Source organism: Thermospira aquatica (genome assembly GCF_023525255.1).
Lineage (GTDB): Bacteria > Spirochaetota > Brevinematia > Brevinematales > Thermospiraceae > Thermospira > Thermospira aquatica.
The window spans coordinates 1,324,565-1,342,171 of sequence record NZ_CP073355.1 but is presented as its reverse complement, the minus strand read 5'-3'; the positions used below and the strand labels follow the sequence as shown (position 1 = coordinate 1,342,171).

Below are 17,607 nucleotides of genomic sequence, written 5' to 3'. Positions count from 1 at the left end.
GTCTATCAAACACGAGAGACGTGAATTTTCTCAAAACTTTACTTCAAAACCCGCACATTCACGAGCTTGTACCTGTCGGGAAGCGTCTCAGTTCCATCCTCCATGATCGTCTTGTTAAGGAATACCTCGGGAAACCAGTACTCGCCTTTTTGTGTAAACTTGATAATCGTTGATGTCAAAAAACCACTCCCTTTAAAATCAAGCCTTTGCAGCCTCATCGTCGTTTTGTCAATAAAAAGAATATACTCGTTGGCCGTGTTTTTCGGAGAGAGAGAAAGTATAACACTTTTTTCATCCTCGGCCAGAGTGGTAAGCGTATAATTCTCCCATGCCTTTTCACTCGGCACACTCAAAAGAAGCGGCCCAAGAGTAAAGACACGCACATAGGGCTGGAAAATATCCCCATACAACTCTGTGCCATCCTCTGTAAGTCCTCGCACCTCAAGCTGCATCCCCTTTCCCCTTTGATAACGAATAATAACACGTGTCTTCTCTCCTGGTTTTACCATATCTTTGGGTATAGTACCCAGTTTCTTCTCAATCGGTCCCCCCTGGAGTTCTGCCTCGAACGCTGGAGGAAGCGCTTCAACAAGATTTTTATGAAACTTCACCACAAATGCCTTGTCCACACCAAAACCAATCGAAACAAATACGAACAAAAAAAGCCCGTATTTACGCATATTCCCCTCCTCGTCTTTTTATACGTTATTATACACCCATTTTGCCAGAATATCAACTTTCAAACTAACGGGAACTTTTTATTTGCCAGGGAAGTATCATGCCACTCTCCTCTTCGTACCACAGGACTCCCGCCACATCATAAAGCATAACTGCTGGAAAAAAAGATTGCAAACACTCTCGCGTTCCCCACGAAAGAGGCTTCCGTATAACCGCCCACGTTTCTCCCTGCCATCGAACCAACCATTCTACTCGCAGCTTCACATCGAGAGTTTCCCCGGGAGTAAGAATACTCATCTCTTCAACGGGTTGATACGCCACAATTTCGTACCGCCGCATACGGAGTCTATACCAGAGCTTTCGTTCCCTTTTTGGAAGAGACATCACCTGACGCAGCATTCTTTTTCTCTTCAGCCACTGAGAAAAAAAATACCCTCCACCGCCGCCAACAAATACAACAAAACCAACAAACGCCATCCAGAATCGCTTATCCATAACCTTACGAAAGAGAGGCGAGTGCCTCATCAAGGCTGTCCCTCATTTCAAACAAACCATCCAGTCCAATAATCTGAAGAGTTCTCTTAACATTGGGATGACAAGAAACCAAAACCATACGTACACCCTTCGGTTGAGCTAACTTTTGAATAGCCAAAAGCGAACTCGCTCCGCTCGAATGCATATACGTCACCTGACTTAAATCAAATACAAAAAAAGAACATCCTGCCTGAAAAGCAGAAGACGCCATCTCCTCCAGAGACTGGGAATCCAAAACATCCAGATTCCCCACGATAGAAAAAACCATCCCCTTTCCTGCAGGTTCTGCAGAAACCACATTAAGCCTCCCAACTTTTGAGGCTGTCCCCTACGATTTCAAAACCTTGACAGCATCTTCGACGTTGCCCATGATCTCAAACAACCCATCCAGTTCAACAATCTTCAGTGTTTTATGAACATTAGGAGTAAGATTAGCAAGAATCATGCGCCCATTATTCTCCTTGAGCTGACGCATCGTGGCAATAAAAACACGAATACCACTGGAACTGAGATAATGCACATCCCCCAGATCAAAAATAAAAAATTTCTCTCCCTGATTGATACGACTATTAATGGTCTCCTCAAGCTCTAGAGCCTGGTTTATCTCTAACCGTCCCGAAACACGAATAATCGTAATGTTATCTTTTTTTTCTACATCAACCATAGAAGGACCTCCTTTTAGGCTCTTTTATTGTAAAGAGATTTTTTCTTTATGTCAATCTATTATAAAAAATATTTTTTTCAGGTTTTTAAATCCTCAGAGAAAAATCGCTGTTTCTTTAGGTTTTTTGAGGAGTGCCGATATACAAAGTAAGACAGGGATGTCAAAAGAACCAAGGAGGGTTATATGGATACGGTCATGGCAAAACTCGTAGAGGATATCATGAAGGTTTTGTCTGAAGAAGCAAAGCTTCTTCAGAAAATACTTCTCCTGGAAGAAAAAAAGTACCAGGCACTCAAAGACGTGAACCTCGAACAATTGATGAGTATAAATGACCAGGAAGAGCTTCTCCTCCAGCATATCCATCAAGAGGAACAAAAACGAGAAAACCTCTTTAGTGAACTGCAAAAGAAAAATTCTTTTCGGGATTTCTCTGATCTTCTCAACCAGATAGAAGATGACACCATCAGAAATGAACTTTCCAATATATACATTCAACTTGCAACCCTGCGTGACAGGATTAAAATGCAAAGCGAAGAAAACAAACATCTTATTCAACTCAATAGCGAGATTATCGCTATGACCCTGGGACTCTTTCAAAAGACCCATGGTGAGACGTATCACGCTCCCCAGACATCAACAAAACCTCCCACGTCAGGGAGTTTTCTTATAAACCACGTGGTATAGGAGGAATACATGTTTTCCACATTTCACGGTATCGAGGTCGGGAAAAAAGGCCTCATGGCCAACAACGCAGCCATCCAGACTATTGGTCACAACCTCGCAAATATAGAGACAGAAGGTTACAGCCGCCAGCGTGTTCATCTCAAGACCTTTATCCCCATCTATGAACCAAGTGCCAACCGCGTTGAAACCCCTGGCCAGATCGGTACAGGTGTCGTTGTGGAAGACATCCAGCGCATTCGTGACCAGATGATCGACGATCGTATCTACTTTGAAAAAGCAGGGATGGGAAATGCTGAAATGCGAGAGCAATTCCTCCACCAGATCGAGATGATTCTCAACGAACCCGATAGACCAAATATCCGAACAGTGATGGATGACTTCTGGGAAAGTGTACAAAAGCTTGCCGCCAACCCCACAGAACGTGCCGCACGAGAAGAACTGATTCAGCGTACCAATACTCTGACAGATACCTTCCGGCATACACACACCTCTCTTCACGATCTCCGTGTTCGTGCCAATGCTCTTATCGAACAACGCATCAATGAGGTGAACCAGATTGGAGCCGAGATTGCCTCCCTCAACGTCCAGATTGTGAAGTCTGAGGCTATGGGAGATAACCCCAATGATCTTTACGATCGCCGCGACCTGCTCATCGAAAAACTCTCAAAAATCATGACCATCAAGGTTGAACGAAACAACAAGCATGAATACCTTGTCTACATAGGAGCTGAAAACTTTGTCCAGGGAGGTCTGGTCAACCCCATCAGTGGTGTAGGAAACACGGAAAATGAGGGTTTCGTTGATGTTCGTTGGGCCGACGGAAGACTCGTTAACCTTGGAAATGGTGAATTAAGTGGCCTTTTAATCGCCCGTGACATCGATATCAAAAATGCCATGGAAAACATCAACACCCTTGCCATTAACCTCATGGATAGCGTAAACGAAGTCCATAGAGATGGTTTTGGACTGAATCTTACTACAAACCTTCCCTTTTTCAAAGAGCTTCCCCTCTCTCCCTATGCCAATGGCGACTACGACTTTAACAAAGATGGGAATATAGACGGTGTGGCTATCTTTCGCGTCACAGGACGAGAAAAACTCACCCCCGAAACAACCATAGGAAGTGCGGGAATCTTAAACTTTGGTCCCAACTATCCCAATGGTCCGGACATTCTCGTCACCTACAATCCCAACGACACCATCAAAGATGTGATTGACCGCATCAACAAATCCGATGCCGGGGTGGTCGCCTACCTCAATCACAAGGGACAGCTTGGTTTCCGTGCACGCTTTCCACTTTCAAATGAACATCCCGAGTTTGTTATCCGCCATCTCGAAGACTCTGGAAATCTCCTCATCGGCATAGCGGGACTTCTCGTCCAGAGCGGACCCGAAGGAGCCTTTGACTATCAGAATCCCGGTGGCATTGTTGCTCTCAACGTCCCACGAGAACAGATAGGTTTTACCCCCAAGGAAAACCCTGCCTTCTGGATGGCTATTAACGAACAACTTGTCTACAATCCTGACAACATCGCTGCCGCCGGTGGTATCGACATGGATGGCGATGGCAGCCCGGACAGAGTTACTGGTCTTGGTGATAACCGTATCGCATTAGCCATTGCTGAACTCCGCCATAAACCCGTGATGATTGAACGCCAATCCACTTTCAACGACTATGTCAAGTCTATTATTGGAGATTTTGGTACAAGATCAGAATCCGCCCGCATCAGCAAGGAGAAAAACGAAGCAGTGGTAACCAGTTTAACCAATCTCAGGGAACAGATCAGTGGTGTCAATGTCGACGAAGAGCTTTCCAAGCTTCTCATGTTCCAACATGGCTACAATGCCTCTGCCCGTATGGTAACCACGGTGGACAGAATGATAGAAACCATTCTCAGAATGGGAGCATAACCAAAGGAGGTAAAGTATGTTAGGAAGAGTAACCCAGGGATACATGAAACAGGATTTTGACTACCATCTTCATAAAAGACAAACCGAAATGCAGGGGGTCGAAAGGCAGCTTGCCTCTGGTTTACGCGTCAACCTTCCCTCGGATGACCCTGTTGCTTCGGTAAATTTTATGGACTATGACAGTCGCATCAAAGAGATGAGCGTTTACCGTTCTCAGATCAGCTTTGCCCAATCCAAGCTCAAGACAATCGATTCCTCACTGGACACCGTCACCCAGATTCTCCAGAGGCTCCGTGAGCTTGCCGTTCAGGCAGCCAACGGTGTGTATACCCGTGAAGAACGGGAAAAAATCGCCGTAGAGGTTGACCAGCTCACCCGGGAGATTTTAGCCCAGGCCAATAGCTACTACAAAGGCGAGGCACTTTTTGGTGGAACTATGGTTTTTGATACCCCTTTCAAGGCCCAATACCGCATCAATGAACAAACAGGTATAGAGTTTCTCGAGGATGTACGCTATATAGGTAACTCCCAGGCACAACTCCTCGAAGTAGAACGATCAATAAAAATCACCATGTCCCAGCCTGGAAACCAGATCTTCTGGGCACAGGATATGGGCATCTACTCCACGATCTCTGTTTCGGGTTACACAGCACCAAAAGATTCTAAAATTGTTATCGATGGGCATGAGATCCAGATCCGTGCAGGGGACAATATTGAAACTATTGCTAATAAGATAAACAGTGCTGGACTTGCTGTCCGAGCTACAATCAATACCCAGGCAGGTTCAAGTTTCTTTGCTATAGAAACCACAAGTCCTCACCAGCTGGTTATGTACGATATGGAAGGAGGAAGTGTCCTTCAAGACCTTGGTCTCGTAGACAATGGTATGTATCCTCCCTACAACTACTCACCAGCTGCTCGTGTCTATACGGGAAGTATCTTTGATGTTCTTATCGATTTTCGAAAAGCGCTTTTAAACGATAATATCCATCAGATTGGGGGTACTGCCATTGCAGGTATTGACCAGTCCCTTGAAAATCTTCTCCGTTACCGTGCCAATCTGGGAAGTGTCTCCTCTCGACTTGATATCATCAATGAACGCTTCCTTGCTGACGAGGTGTATATCACCGAAGCAAAAGACAATGCCATAGCCACCGATATACCAAAGGCTATCACTCAACTCAAGATGCTTGAATTTTCTCACGATGTAGCCCTCAATATCGGTGCAAGAATACTCCCCAAAACACTTTTAGACTTTTTGCGTTAAAAAGTCGCCATTTTCTTGAGATTTTTTTTGTTTTCAGTTAAAGTATAATAGGATAAGGGAGGTCCCTGTGGAAACCATTAAAACAAAGGCCTATGGCGAGATTCAGGTTGATCCAGCGTCCCAGATCACTTTCAAAAGAGAAATCCTCGGATTTGAGGGTCTCACAAAGTACTACCTCATTGAGATGGGTGATCTGCCGAATTTCTACTGGCTCCAATCCGCAGAAGAACCAGAACTTGCCTTTGTCGTTGTCAATCCCCGACTCTTTGTTGAGAATTACAAACTGGTAATGGATGAGATTGATTGGGGATTACTGGAAATATCTGAGAATGATGAGGTTATAGACCTTGCCATTGTCAATATTCCCGAAAACATCCACAACATGACAATGAACCTTTTGGGTCCTATTGTCATCAATGCTACCAAACGAATAGCCATCCAGGGGATATCGATGAACAATGCCTATGGGACAAAGGTTCCCCTTTTCACCAAAGAACTTTCACCAACAAACACCTAAAAGGGAGGGTTGGTTGTGCTCGTTTTATCGAGGAGGGAAGAAGAATCCATCATTATCGATGACACGATCGAAATCAAGATCGTTGGTATTCGGCAGGACCAGGTAAAGATTGGCATCATTGCACCCAAAAATGTCAAAATATTTCGCAAAGAGGTATATCAGGAGATTCAAGAAGCCAACAAAGCTTCCGCTGTTTCCTCTCTTCCTTTTGACGATCTCAAAAACGTTCTCAAAAAAGACAAAAAGACCGAAGGAGGTCAATCATGATCTCACCAGAAAAAATGGAAGTCCTCAAATACTACAATCAGGGGCTTGATCTTTACAGGAGGAGAAATTTCACCGAAGCAAAAAAATACTTTCAGAAATGCCTGGAAATTATCCCTGACGACGGTCCTTCCCAGATCTATATTGAGCGATGTGATTACTTTATCCAGAACCCTCCTCCCCCGGACTGGGATGGGGTATTTGTAATGACAACAAAGTAAAAAATAAAAATAAGGAGGCCTCCTATGGCACACAATATTGATCGATATCGAGATTATCCTACGGTAACCAAACTCAGTAACACCTCCGAGTGGTCAGGAACGATGCGTTTCAAAACCTCTCTGCGTATCGACGGAAATTATGAAGGCAAAATCGATGCCGAGGGACTGCTTGTCATTGGCCCAGACGCAAAAATCAAGGGCGATATCATCTGTGATGAGGTCATTGTGGGTGGGGAAATTCACGGCAACGTTCATGCTCGCAAACGACTTGAACTTTTCAATACAGCCAAACTCTACGGAGACATCAAAACTCCCAAACTGAAAATGGACGATGGCGTTATTTTCCAGGGGAAATGTGAAATGCTCCCGACAAATAAATAGCTTCTTGTTTACCCATTCCCCAAGGGAAAGGTTACCGTGACTTTTGTGCCTTTTTGAGAAGAAATTTTTAATATCCCTTCGAGCTGGTTGGTAAGCATCTGAATCAATTGGAGACCAAAGCCTCCTTTTTCTTTTTTGTCGGGTGGCATACCTACCCCATTGTCCTCTACGATCAGCGTCATTGTCCCATCCTCCACTCCAATCGAAATGGACAACTCCCCTCTCCCATCACCAATAAAAGCATACTTTGCCGTGTTCGTCACCAGTTCGTTAACAATAATTCCGAGGGGAAAGAGCTTTTTCACCTGGAGAAAGGTTTCTGGTATATCTGTTCGTAGAACTATCCTGTCTCGCTGAGGAAAGATACTCATAATCGCTTCAAGAAGATCTTCAAGATAGGCTTTCACCGACAGGCTCGAGGCATCTGGAATCTGAAGAAGCTTATCATACATGATCCGCATACTCTCCACGCGACTAATAGCATCCTGCAGGATAGCTTTCGCCTCTTCATTCGTGGTCTCATCTGTCTGTATTCTCAAAAGAGTCATAATTGAGGTAATATTGTTTTTAATGCGATGATGCACCTCGCGAAGAATGATATTTTTTTCCTCTATCTGTTGCCTAAGAGCTTCTTCTGCTTTTTTCTGCTCGGTAATATCCTCAAACACCCCTTCAATCCAGCCCTTTTCGGGATAGAGACGTACCGAGTAACGGGCCCAGAAAACACTTCCATCCACCCGCTCATACGTAGCCTCTTCGTTTCGTATTTCTCCAGTTTTATTTATCTGTTCAATCATCCGATGTCTGGTAGATGTATCCCTGGAGTTTTCAAACAAGACCAGCTTACCAAGGATATCCTCTTGCTTCTCATATCCAAAGATTCTGGCAAATTGATCATTACATTCGAGTATGCGTCCATCAGATATTTGTGCATGAAAGAGTCCCACCATTGAGTTTTGAAAAATGTTTCTATACATTTCTTCGCTTTCTTGAAGTTTTCTTTCCATGATTTTAGCTTCCGTAATATCTCGTACAATCGCAAGTACCCTGTTCTCATCGAGCTTTGAGTGTCTGGCTTCATAATGTCTTGGCTCATCTGACATCATAAGAGTATACGAAAACAAAGATATTTCTCCTGTTTCAAGTGTATGCTTTATCGCTTGAAAGGACTGCGCGGCAATCTCTGGAGGAAGTATCTCGGTAACCAACCTGCCGAGAAAGTTTTCTGGTTTTGTGTATAGAAGATCTTGAAGATCTTTATCAGGTACTCGAACATCTAAAAATCTTCCCTCTTTATCCAGAATAAACAAAAGATCCGGCAGAGCATTGAGAAGGGCTTCTCTTTCCTGAAGGGTTTCTTTAAGTATTTCTTCGATTTTTTTTCGTTCTGTTATGTCTACTACCGAAATCAGTCCTGCAGGCCTGCCCTCATAGAAAACCCCTACACCAGATACCAGAACCCAACGAACACTACCATCCCTGTGGAGAATGCGTGCCTCGTATGACACAGGTGTGGAAAAGCCGTGTTCTCGACGCATCACCCATGATTTGATCATCTCCTGGTCCTCAGGACAGACAATATCCCACGGCCTCATCTGAAGAATCTCCTCACGGGTATAACCTGAAATGTGTGCGGCTGCAGGATTAACATAAATCCATTGATCGTCCTGGTACATAAGGATGCCTAAAGAAGAGGCTTCAGCAAGCAAACGAAAACGATCCTCGCTTTCTTTTTGCTTTTTTTCTGCCTCTTTGGTCTCCGTAATATCACGCATAATCGTACAGATCATCACATTCTGTCCACTCTTCACCCGAAATGAAAGTGTCTGCACCTCTCGGGCACTGTTGTCTCGACGAACAATTCGTTGTTCCCTGGGCTTGCCCTCCCACTCTGTTCTTTTCCCCGTCGATAACTCGAGAAATCCATCTTTAAGCTGATGATACAGCTCGGAGGAACGAATCTCTGGAGGTGCAAGTTGTATCATAATTTCCCAGATAAACTTCCCCTCAACTTCTGACAAGCCAAATCCTGTTATCTCAGCCATTTTTTTATTCCATTGCAGGATGCTACCGGTGGAAGAAAAGAGAGCTATACCATCAAAAGACTGATCCACTATAGCCTGGTAGCGGTTTCGGCTCTCAATAAGAGCCTCTTCCATACGTTTCCTTTCACTGATATCAGTGTGAGTCCCGAGAAAACGGAGAGGTTTTCCTTGTTGATCTCTCTCAACAATGTATCCCCTGCCAAGAATCCACATCCAGGAAGAATCCTTTCGTCGAAAACGAAACTCCAAGACAAATCGATCTGTTTCTCCTCTAAGGTGTTTCTCTACCTCCTCTTTGACCCTTGCTGCATCCTCTGGATACAGTCGTGAGAAAAACTCTTCTGGATGAAAAGGAAACTCGTTTACCTCATAACCGGCCATCGTGTAATAACGAGGGGAATAGTACACCTGGTTGGTACCAAGATCCCAGTCCCAGATACCATCGTTTACGGCCACCATGATCTTTGAAAGACGATCTTCATTGATACGAAGTTGGCGGGTAAGACGTTCGTGTTCCTCGGCTTTTTGTTTTTTTTGCTGTTTTGATTGGAAGAGGCGAAGCGCCATCTTAATCGACGTATCAAGTACCATACACCCGGAGCTTTTCACAACATAGCCATAAGAGGTAATACTTTCGGTTTTCTCTACAATCTCTAACTCAGTATGGGAAGAGAGAAAAACAATCGGAATATCCCGCTTGCTAAGAATTTCACTGGCTATTTCTGTTCCGTCTTTTTTCCCTTTGCCCAGATCAATATCCATCAAAATAACATCGAGAGCTTTTTCTGATGTGCCTACTCTCAGCGCTTCTTCAGGATTCGTCGCCACAAGAACCTCGTATCCTAGATGCTCCAGCTCTTTTTTTTGAGCCAGAGCGAGAATAGACTCATCCTCAACAAGCAGTACTCGAATAGGCTTCGTCTGGAGTATCATGGAAAACCTCCGGGAAAATATATCCACACCCCTTTCTCCAGAGGTATAATAAACCCAATCCAGAAAAAAGTCAAAAAAAGATAAAAATGCTCAAAACTCTAAAAATGAAGGCAGACAACTTCTTTTATAGTATTTTCATCCAGAGAATAGGTTGCATATTCCCTATTTCAAGACAAAAAATGGTTTCAGCAACAAACCTCTCTCCAGGCCTCGAGGAAACAAGCGCTATTTTCCTTTTTAGAGTTCTCTTTTTAAAATCGATCGCCTTGTTTCATTGAAAAGCCATATTCCCAGGCGTGTAAAAGGGAAGTATCGAAGAAGCGGTTGGCCGAAAATATTATTTCTCGGCACGAGACCAAAATACCGCCCATCCTCACTCAAGTCTCGATTATCTCCCATACAGAGGTAGTAATCATCCCGAACTGTCCATCGAGTAAGCTCTACGCCATTGAGGAAAAATTTCCCCTCATGAATTTCCACACGCCCCTTCGATTCCCTCTCTACAAGAAGCTTGTAGAGATACTTTTCATACCCTGTCGTCTTCGTAAGATCAAGCACATCCCCCTTTTTGGGAATATAGACCTCGGGAAAATGCCACAACAGCACCAGACGATACGCATCAAAGTTCGTTACAATGGTATCCGTTGTGAGATACCTCATAGCCTCTGAAAAGGTAGGAATATTAAAAAGAAAATACCGCCCCAAAAGATGCTGAACAATCCGCCTTTCATTCCCGAATGACTCCTCATAAACATTAAAATCATAATACGAAACCTGTTTACTGGGTGCCATGACCTTTTCATTTTTCATCACCACAAAGGTCGTCTCAACAGGTTTTCCATTGATGATAAGCTGACTGTTGGACATAGCAATTCTATCGCCAGGTTCAGCCACCACACGCTTCACAAGGTTTTTAGGATTGTCGTAGGTATTGTCAATATTAATAAGAGAGAGACTAAAAAGCGACACTACCTCTCCCCAGATGCCAGGAGAGTTCCACGCTGGAGAAATAAATACCACAATATCGTTTTTCTTTGGGTTACGAAAACCAGGAATCTTGCCATGTACCAGAGGGATATACGATCCCATCCCGAGTTTGGAAACCATGAAAATATCTCCAACAAGAAGATTGGGAACCATCGACTGGGTGGGAATCTGATAGGCCTCAAGCAAAAAAATACGTAAAATCAAAACAATAACGTACGCCTCAAAGATCTCTTTGAGATTGTAAAGGATTTTTTCTTTCATTGTTTGAGGTTTGGGTTTTTCTTTCTTTGAAAACATGATTTTTCTCCTTAGATTTTTTTTCGAGTAACGCCACAACATAACAGGATATAGTATTCTCAGAAGTCTTTTCTGATGTTTTCGCCTTTACATGAATAGCGTCAAGAGAAATACCAAGAATATCAGCGAGAGTCTGACGGATACGATCACGATAGGGAGAAAGTTTTGGTTGGTCAAGGATGATAACCACATCAATGTTGTGAATGGTAATGTCCTTTAAAAATCGTTCAACAACATCGGTGAGAAGTTCGACACTTCGTACCTGTTTGTAGCGGGGATCACTATCAGGAAAAAGTGACCCTATATCCGTATGGGCAAAAGGTCCCACCAGTGCATCGATAAGAGCATGAATAAGAACATCCCCGTCAGAATGAGCTATGCATCCCCAGGCAGACTCTATGGCCACTCCCCCAATCCAGAGCGGAAGCCCGGGAGCCAGTCTGTGAAGATCATAGCCCAACCCTACACGAAACATTTATTTCTTTACCTCGGTAAACACAATTCTCCCAGCCGATGTCTGGAGAACACTTGTTACCTTCACCACAACCTTTCGTCCAATGTACGACTGACCATTGGCTACAACGACCATCGTACCATCAGGAAGATATCCCACTCCCTGATTGGGCTCCTTGCCTTCTTTGAGCACGTCAAGTTCCAGCTCCTCACCTGGCAAAAACACCATCTTCAACGCATTCGCAAGATCATTGATATTTAAAATCCGGATATCATCCAGTTTGGCAATCTTGTTGAGGTTGTAATCGTTAGTAACAATATTGGCATGAAGTTCCTTGGCAAGTGCAATGAGCTTCATATCCACCCCTCGAATATCCGGAAAATCCCGTGAAACAATACGAAGTTCAATAAGAGAATTTTCCTTGAGCTTGTTGAGAATATCCAGACCGCGTCTTGCCCGGCTCCGCTTGATCGGATCCCGAGAGTCCGCCAGCGCCTGGATCTCGTTCAATACAAACTTGGGGATGATAACCACCCCTGAAAGAAATCCTGTGTCCGCAACATCGGCAATACGGCCATCAATAATCACGCTGGTATCAAGAATCTTCAGCTCCACCGAAGATTTTTCTTCTTCCAGTCCAATACCCCCAAAAGCTAGGCGCTTGGCACTGTAGGGAAGATAAAAACCCACATACATCATGGCTGCCAGAAAATAAAATTGATACGCCTGAGGCAATCGAAGAAGAGCCATCTGATTGACAACATTCCACACAAGGTTTGCGACAAAATATCCCAGAATCATCCCTCCAAAGGCAAACAAAATAACACCTCGTTTAGGATAAAGCCAAGCCTCAAGAAACCACGTAAGTACGGTAGCACCAATAGCAAACACAAAAGTAATCCACTGACCAAAAAGCACAAAATGAATCCCTGCTAACACGAAAAACATTATCGCCACAACTATTCGACGAAGAAAGTTTTTTCCCCGTTTCTTAGAACCCTGTCTCATAAAAAAACTCCTCTGTATGAATGAATTTACTTATTCGCTCTATACTCAACTACTTTGATACCAAGCTCTTCAAGCTGTTTTGGAGTTACCTCCGAAGGAGAGTCACACATCATATCGGTACCCTTCTGTGTTTTGGGGAAAGCAATCACATCCCGGATATTGGAAAGTCCCTGAAATTCCATCACCATCCGATCAAGACCAAAGGCAAGCCCTCCATGAGGCGGGGCTCCAAACTCCAGTGCCTCAAGAAGAAAGCCAAATTTCTCCCGTGCTTCCTCACGAGAGATCTTAAGAAGTTCAAAGATCTTTGCCTGAAGCTCCATATCATGGATACGAATAGACCCTCCCCCCAGTTCGATACCATTGAGAACGAGGTCATACGCATCAGATCGTACTTTGAGAGGATCGGTTTCAAGCAGTGCCATATCCTCCAGTTTTGGTGCTGTAAAAGGATGATGAACAGCGTCGTAACGGTTTTCTTCTTCGTTCCACTCAAAAAGAGGAAAGTCCACTACCCAAACAAACTTAAGCTCCCCTTTCTTGCGAAGACCAAACCGATCTCCTAGATGGAGACGAAGGTTTGCCATACTATCGTAGACTACCTTTTTCTTTACATCACCGACAAAGAGAAGGGTATAATTCTCCCTGGCGCCCGTAACTTCAAGAAGCTTCTGTTGTATAGAATCCGAGAAATACTTTACGATATTGGATTCGAGTTTTCCATCTTTGACCCTCATCCATGCCATCCCTTTGGCTCCGTACTTGCCTACAAAAGCAATCAGATCATCGAGATCTTTTCGAGAAAGTCTGTCACCCTCGGGAACAGGCAAACACTTAATCATTCCCCCTTTTTCAGCCACGGTTTTAAATACAGCAAAATCACTGTCTCTGACTACATCGGTTACATCCACAAGCTCCATGCCAAACCTGAGATCAGGGCGATCTATACCATATTTTTCCATCGCCTCCTGGTAAGTAATCTGCGCAATAGGAAGAGAAATTTTGATATCGTAGTTTTCCTCAAGCACCCTGGCAATCATCTGCTCCATCAGACGCATCACATCTTCCTGGCGAACAAACGACATTTCAATATCAATCTGGGTGAATTCCGGCTGCCTGTCCGCACGCAGGTCTTCGTCACGAAAACACCGTGCAATCTGATAATAGCGCTCTAACCCACCCACCATCAAAAGCTGCTTGAAGATCTGGGGAGACTGGGGCAATGCATAAAATTTCCCATGAGAGAGTCTTGAGGGCACAAGAAAATCTCGGGCTCCTTCAGGGGTTGATCTGTTAAGAATAGGGGTCTCAACCTCCAGAAACCCGTGTTCATCGAGAAACCTTCTCACCGTCTGGGTAATCCTATGGCGCATGAAGAGATTGTTGTACATTGCAGGACGACGAATATCAAGATAGCGGTACTTGAGTCGAATCTCTTCGCTCACATCCTCCTGATCTATCTGAAAGGGCGGCGTTTTTGATCGATTGAGAAAATCTATCCTGTCTATTTTTACCTCGTAGGCTCCTGTTTTCATCTTTGGATTGACGTTTTCCGGGTCACGGTTCTGAACTATTCCACTCACCGATAATACATCTTCATGACGTGCCTTCTTGGCTATTTCATGTGCTGCAGGATTTGTCTGCGGATCAAAGACAAGCTGAACAAGCCCGCTTCTGTCCCGAAGATCAATAAACATGAGTCCACCATGATCTCGATAGTTTTGAACCCACCCCGTGAGCGTTACTCGTTTACTCACCAGAGATGGATCGCAGATTTCTCCACAAAAATGAGTTCGTTGTTGTTCGACACGAATCATAAAGCCTCCACATAAATCTTTATGAAAGTGTATTATTGTAAAGCTAAAGGCAGTTTTTTGCAAAATAAAAAGACCGATAAGGATAGTGTGTTTTTCTGAGGGGTGAGAAAAGAAAAAAACTCTAAAAAGACCACAAGAGATGGCTCTTCCCTTATCACAGTCATAAAAACATACGCCGTGGTGTTGCCTTTGTTACAACCGACTCAATCTAGCTATTACCTTATCTCAGCCTGATTCCCGGCATAAGACAACTGCAAAAAGGTAATAGCTATTCTTCCTAAGATTGAGATTATCCCTTTCATCGATGGTTTTACAGCAGCTGTAAAGTTTTATTACGAAGCATCGAAAATTGCTATTCCCTTATCGCAGTTCAGGAGGGGTTTAAACAGGGACCTGGCCAACGGTGCTATTCCCTTATCACAGTGAGAACACTTCCAAAAAAACTGCAAAAAGGTAAGAGCATTGTCTCAAAATCCCGGTTAAACGTTTAACCACCGGGGCTTTTCTCAAACAAAAGCCAACCCAAAAAAGAAAAAGAGCATCTTTTTCCCAGAACCTCATCAAAAACACCTTCACTTTTTCCAAAGGGATACTTTTCTTGATTTTTCCCCATCTCTCAATTATAATACAATCATAGTATTTCTAAGGAGAAAGCAGTGCACACCATCGAAATGGCAGAACACTATCTTATTCCCTTTTACAAACGCACCCCTCTCGTAATAACAAAAGGCAAGGGGTGTTACGTCTGGGATGAAAAAAAAAGACGCTACCTTGATATGACATCCGGCATTGCCGTGGTAAATCTTGGACATCGTCATCCACGGGTAGTTAAAGCATTGCAACATCAGGCAAAACGCATCTGGCATATTTCCAATCTTTTTTACCAGAAACCCCAAACCGAACTCGCTGAGAAACTGGTACAGCGAAGCTTTGATGGGATGGTCTTTTTTGCCAATAGTGGTGCAGAAGCAAACGATGGAGCACTCAAGATTGCAAGACTCTGGGGAAACAAAAGAGGAAAAACAAAGGTTATAGCCCTTCAACAGTCATTTCACGGGAGAACGATCGCAACCATCAGTCTCACCGGTCAGGAAAAATACAAAAAAGGGTTTGATCCCCTCCTGGGAGAAATCGTGTTTGTTACTCCCGGCAACATCGAAGAACTCCGACAGGCGTGGGACGATACCGTGTGTGCCATCTTTCTGGAGGTCATCCAATGCGAAGGGGGAGTTAAGGCTCTCTCAAAGCCTTTCCTGGACGAGGTGATGCGACTCTCCCGAGAGAAAGAGAGTCTCATCATTATCGATGAGGTACAAACAGGTATGGGTCGAACAGGAACACTCTTTGGATACCAGCAATTTGGCATAGAACCTGATATTATCACTCTCGCTAAAGGGCTGGGCAATGGTTTTCCTGTTGCTGCTATTGTTGTGAGGCGCCCTCTGGGCAAAGAAATGCCCCAGGGAATGCATGCCTCCACCTTTGGAGGAAACTTTCTGGCATGTGCGGTCGCAAACGCTGTCCTTGATACGATGGATGAAAGTTTTCTCAACCGTGTACAAAAGATGTCACAATACTTTGGACAACAACTCACCGAGCTTCAGAAAAAATATCCTGCCTTCTTACTCGATATACGGGTGTATGGGCTTATGATTGGTATCGACCTTGCAAAAGAGTTACCTGTCGCCGAAGTGATAGAACGTTTCCTTGCAAAGGGAATACTTACCCTCCGAGCCGGTGAAAACACCCTCAGACTCGCTCCACCACTTATCATCCACGAAAAAGAAATCCAGAGCTTTATCAAAGCCTTTGATACCCTTTTACAAGAAAAACAGGGGAGGACAGCATGACACTCGGCGTAATCGGATATGGAAACATGGGACAGGCAATTGTTCGAGGGGTATCCAGGAAAAAGCTTTTTCAAGAGATTGTGGTGTTTGATGTGATCGCTGACAAGATTCGTCGGCTCCCTGGTGGAACACGGGAGGGCTCTCTTGATGACGTTCTAAAAGCCGATCTTGTGCTCCTCGCCATCAAACCCCAGGATGTAGCAGGCTTTCTTGAAAAGGAAAAAGAAAAACTCGCCCATCGTCACCTGCCTCTGATTTCTATCGTCGCAGGGCTCCCTGTGGCGTTTTACCGCCAGTGGCTTACGTGTCCTCTCGCAAGAGTCATACCCAATACACCTGCTCAGGTTGGAGAGAGTGCCTCGGTAGTATACTTTGACGGAGACTTCTCAGAAGAACACAAAGAAAAGATAAAACAGATCTTTCTTTCCCTGGGACTTGTTGAGGTTGTGGCAAAAGAAGAACTCCTCCATGCGGTCACTGGGCTCTCCGGTTCCGGACCAGCGTATGTTTTTCTCTTTCTTTCTGCCCTTGCTGATGGTGGTGTGATGGAAGGACTTCCTCGAGATATCGCAAAACGTCTCGCTATCCAGACAGTGTTAGGCTCTGCAAAGCTTGCTCTTCAAGCACTCTCAGAAGACAAAAGCTTTGAGGACTTAAAAGACATGGTGATGTCTCCTGGTGGAACAACAGCCAGGGGGGTGTATGCTTTAGAAAATGCTGGCTTTCGCGCTGCTGTAATGCAGGCAGTAAGTGACGCCACAAAACGTTCACGGGAACTGGGAGGAAAATGATGTTTGCCGTTATCAATATAGTATACATCTATCTCATGGTAGCTTTAGAGGTATATTCATGGCTATTTTTTGCCTATATTCTTCTTTCATGGCTCCCTTTTAATGAAAGCCAACCTTTTTTTGGGTTTCTTATCAGGTTTTTGAGAGCTCTCTGCGAACCTGTCTATGAATTTATCATGCGATTTCTCCCACCCCTCAGGATCGGGATACTTGATTTTTCCCCTATGTATGTTTTTCTTATTATTGCCCTTTTAAGGATTATTCTTTCAAGGGTTTTTATCCTCTTTTTGGGGTGAGCAAAAGC

General features: G+C 44.2%; 19 protein-coding genes. 10 read left to right on the top strand and 9 right to left on the bottom strand.

Annotated features, from left to right (window positions below; translation table 11 throughout):
* Positions 1–38: 38 nt before the first annotated feature.
* The 4 genes from KDW03_RS06370 to KDW03_RS06355 all read right to left on the bottom strand — a co-directional run bounded on the left by KDW03_RS06370 (position 39) and on the right by KDW03_RS06355 (position 1,876).
* A complete protein-coding gene (locus tag KDW03_RS06370; RefSeq protein WP_271434259.1) occupies positions 39–680 on the bottom strand; it encodes a hypothetical protein in 642 nt (213 codons plus the stop codon).
* Positions 681–744: 64 nt separating this feature from the next.
* Complete coding sequence (locus tag KDW03_RS06365) at positions 745–1,203, bottom strand: hypothetical protein (RefSeq protein ID WP_271434258.1); 459 nt, start codon at positions 1,201–1,203, stop codon at positions 745–747.
* Complete coding sequence (locus tag KDW03_RS06360; RefSeq protein ID WP_271434257.1) at positions 1,178–1,510, bottom strand: STAS domain-containing protein; 333 nt, start codon at positions 1,508–1,510, stop codon at positions 1,178–1,180. Before KDW03_RS06360 ends, KDW03_RS06365 begins: the two co-directional genes overlap by 26 nt.
* 30 nt (positions 1,511–1,540) lie before the next feature.
* Positions 1,541–1,876, bottom strand: coding sequence for an STAS domain-containing protein (locus KDW03_RS06355; RefSeq protein ID WP_271434256.1), 336 nt, complete (start codon positions 1,874–1,876; stop codon positions 1,541–1,543).
* Positions 1,877–2,059: 183 nt separating this feature from the next.
* Here KDW03_RS06355 and KDW03_RS06350 point away from each other — a divergent pair, with 183 nt between their 5' ends.
* The 7 genes from KDW03_RS06350 (at position 2,060) to KDW03_RS06320 (ending at position 7,121) form a co-directional block, all read left to right on the top strand.
* Positions 2,060–2,560: a flagellar protein FlgN gene (locus KDW03_RS06350; protein WP_271434255.1), complete on the top strand. Its 501-nt coding sequence runs from the start codon at positions 2,060–2,062 to the stop codon at positions 2,558–2,560.
* A 9-nt stretch (positions 2,561–2,569) separates the two neighbouring features.
* Complete coding sequence (flgK, locus tag KDW03_RS06345) at positions 2,570–4,471, top strand: flagellar hook-associated protein FlgK (protein ID WP_271434254.1); 1,902 nt, start codon at positions 2,570–2,572, stop codon at positions 4,469–4,471.
* Between the two features lie 16 nt (positions 4,472–4,487).
* Entirely contained in the window at positions 4,488–5,738 is a 1,251-nt protein-coding gene (locus KDW03_RS06340) for a flagellar hook-associated protein 3 (RefSeq protein ID WP_271434253.1), read from the top strand.
* A gap of 67 nt (positions 5,739–5,805) precedes the next feature.
* The gene (gene fliW, locus KDW03_RS06335) at positions 5,806–6,255 is read left to right on the top strand and encodes a flagellar assembly protein FliW (RefSeq protein WP_271434252.1); all 450 of its coding nucleotides are present in this window, start codon (positions 5,806–5,808) and stop codon (positions 6,253–6,255) included.
* A gap of 15 nt (positions 6,256–6,270) precedes the next feature.
* Positions 6,271–6,522: a carbon storage regulator CsrA gene (gene csrA, locus KDW03_RS06330; protein ID WP_271434251.1), complete on the top strand. Its 252-nt coding sequence runs from the start codon at positions 6,271–6,273 to the stop codon at positions 6,520–6,522.
* Positions 6,519–6,740 carry a tetratricopeptide repeat protein gene (locus KDW03_RS06325; protein ID WP_271434250.1) on the top strand — a complete coding sequence of 74 codons (222 nt, stop codon included), beginning with the start codon at positions 6,519–6,521 and terminating at the stop codon, positions 6,738–6,740. The genes csrA and KDW03_RS06325 overlap by 4 nt, the downstream gene beginning before the upstream one ends.
* A gap of 24 nt (positions 6,741–6,764) precedes the next feature.
* Positions 6,765–7,121, top strand: coding sequence for a polymer-forming cytoskeletal protein (locus KDW03_RS06320; protein ID WP_271434249.1), 357 nt, complete (start codon positions 6,765–6,767; stop codon positions 7,119–7,121).
* Between the two features lie 8 nt (positions 7,122–7,129).
* On the opposite strand, the gene KDW03_RS06315 is transcribed toward KDW03_RS06320, so the two are convergent.
* The 5 genes from KDW03_RS06315 to aspS form a co-directional block, all read right to left on the bottom strand.
* On the bottom strand, positions 7,130–10,099 hold the full coding sequence (locus KDW03_RS06315) for a PAS domain S-box protein (RefSeq protein WP_271434248.1): 2,970 nt from the start codon (positions 10,097–10,099) through the stop codon (positions 7,130–7,132).
* 237 nt (positions 10,100–10,336) lie between these two features.
* Positions 10,337–11,383, bottom strand: a complete 1,047-nt coding sequence (gene lepB / locus KDW03_RS06310) for a signal peptidase I (protein WP_271434247.1) — start codon at positions 11,381–11,383, stop codon at positions 10,337–10,339.
* Positions 11,307–11,858: a 2-C-methyl-D-erythritol 2,4-cyclodiphosphate synthase gene (gene ispF, locus KDW03_RS06305; RefSeq protein WP_271434246.1), complete on the bottom strand. Its 552-nt coding sequence runs from the start codon at positions 11,856–11,858 to the stop codon at positions 11,307–11,309. Before ispF ends, lepB begins: the two co-directional genes overlap by 77 nt.
* Positions 11,859–12,845, bottom strand: coding sequence for a PIN/TRAM domain-containing protein (locus KDW03_RS06300; RefSeq protein WP_271434245.1), 987 nt, complete (start codon positions 12,843–12,845; stop codon positions 11,859–11,861).
* Positions 12,846–12,871: 26 nt separating this feature from the next.
* Positions 12,872–14,662, bottom strand: coding sequence for an aspartate--tRNA ligase (gene aspS, locus KDW03_RS06295; RefSeq protein ID WP_271434244.1), 1,791 nt, complete (start codon positions 14,660–14,662; stop codon positions 12,872–12,874).
* Between the two features lie 656 nt (positions 14,663–15,318).
* Here aspS and KDW03_RS06290 point away from each other — a divergent pair.
* The 3 genes from KDW03_RS06290 to KDW03_RS06280 are packed head-to-tail and all read left to right on the top strand — an operon-like array spanning position 15,319 to position 17,599.
* Positions 15,319–16,512: an aspartate aminotransferase family protein gene (locus KDW03_RS06290; RefSeq protein ID WP_271434243.1), complete on the top strand. Its 1,194-nt coding sequence runs from the start codon at positions 15,319–15,321 to the stop codon at positions 16,510–16,512.
* Positions 16,509–17,303: a pyrroline-5-carboxylate reductase gene (gene proC / locus KDW03_RS06285; protein ID WP_271434242.1), complete on the top strand. Its 795-nt coding sequence runs from the start codon at positions 16,509–16,511 to the stop codon at positions 17,301–17,303. Before KDW03_RS06290 ends, proC begins: the two co-directional genes overlap by 4 nt.
* Complete coding sequence (locus KDW03_RS06280; protein WP_271434241.1) at positions 17,303–17,599, top strand: YggT family protein; 297 nt, start codon at positions 17,303–17,305, stop codon at positions 17,597–17,599. Before proC ends, KDW03_RS06280 begins: the two co-directional genes overlap by 1 nt.
* Positions 17,600–17,607: the final 8 nt, after the last annotated feature.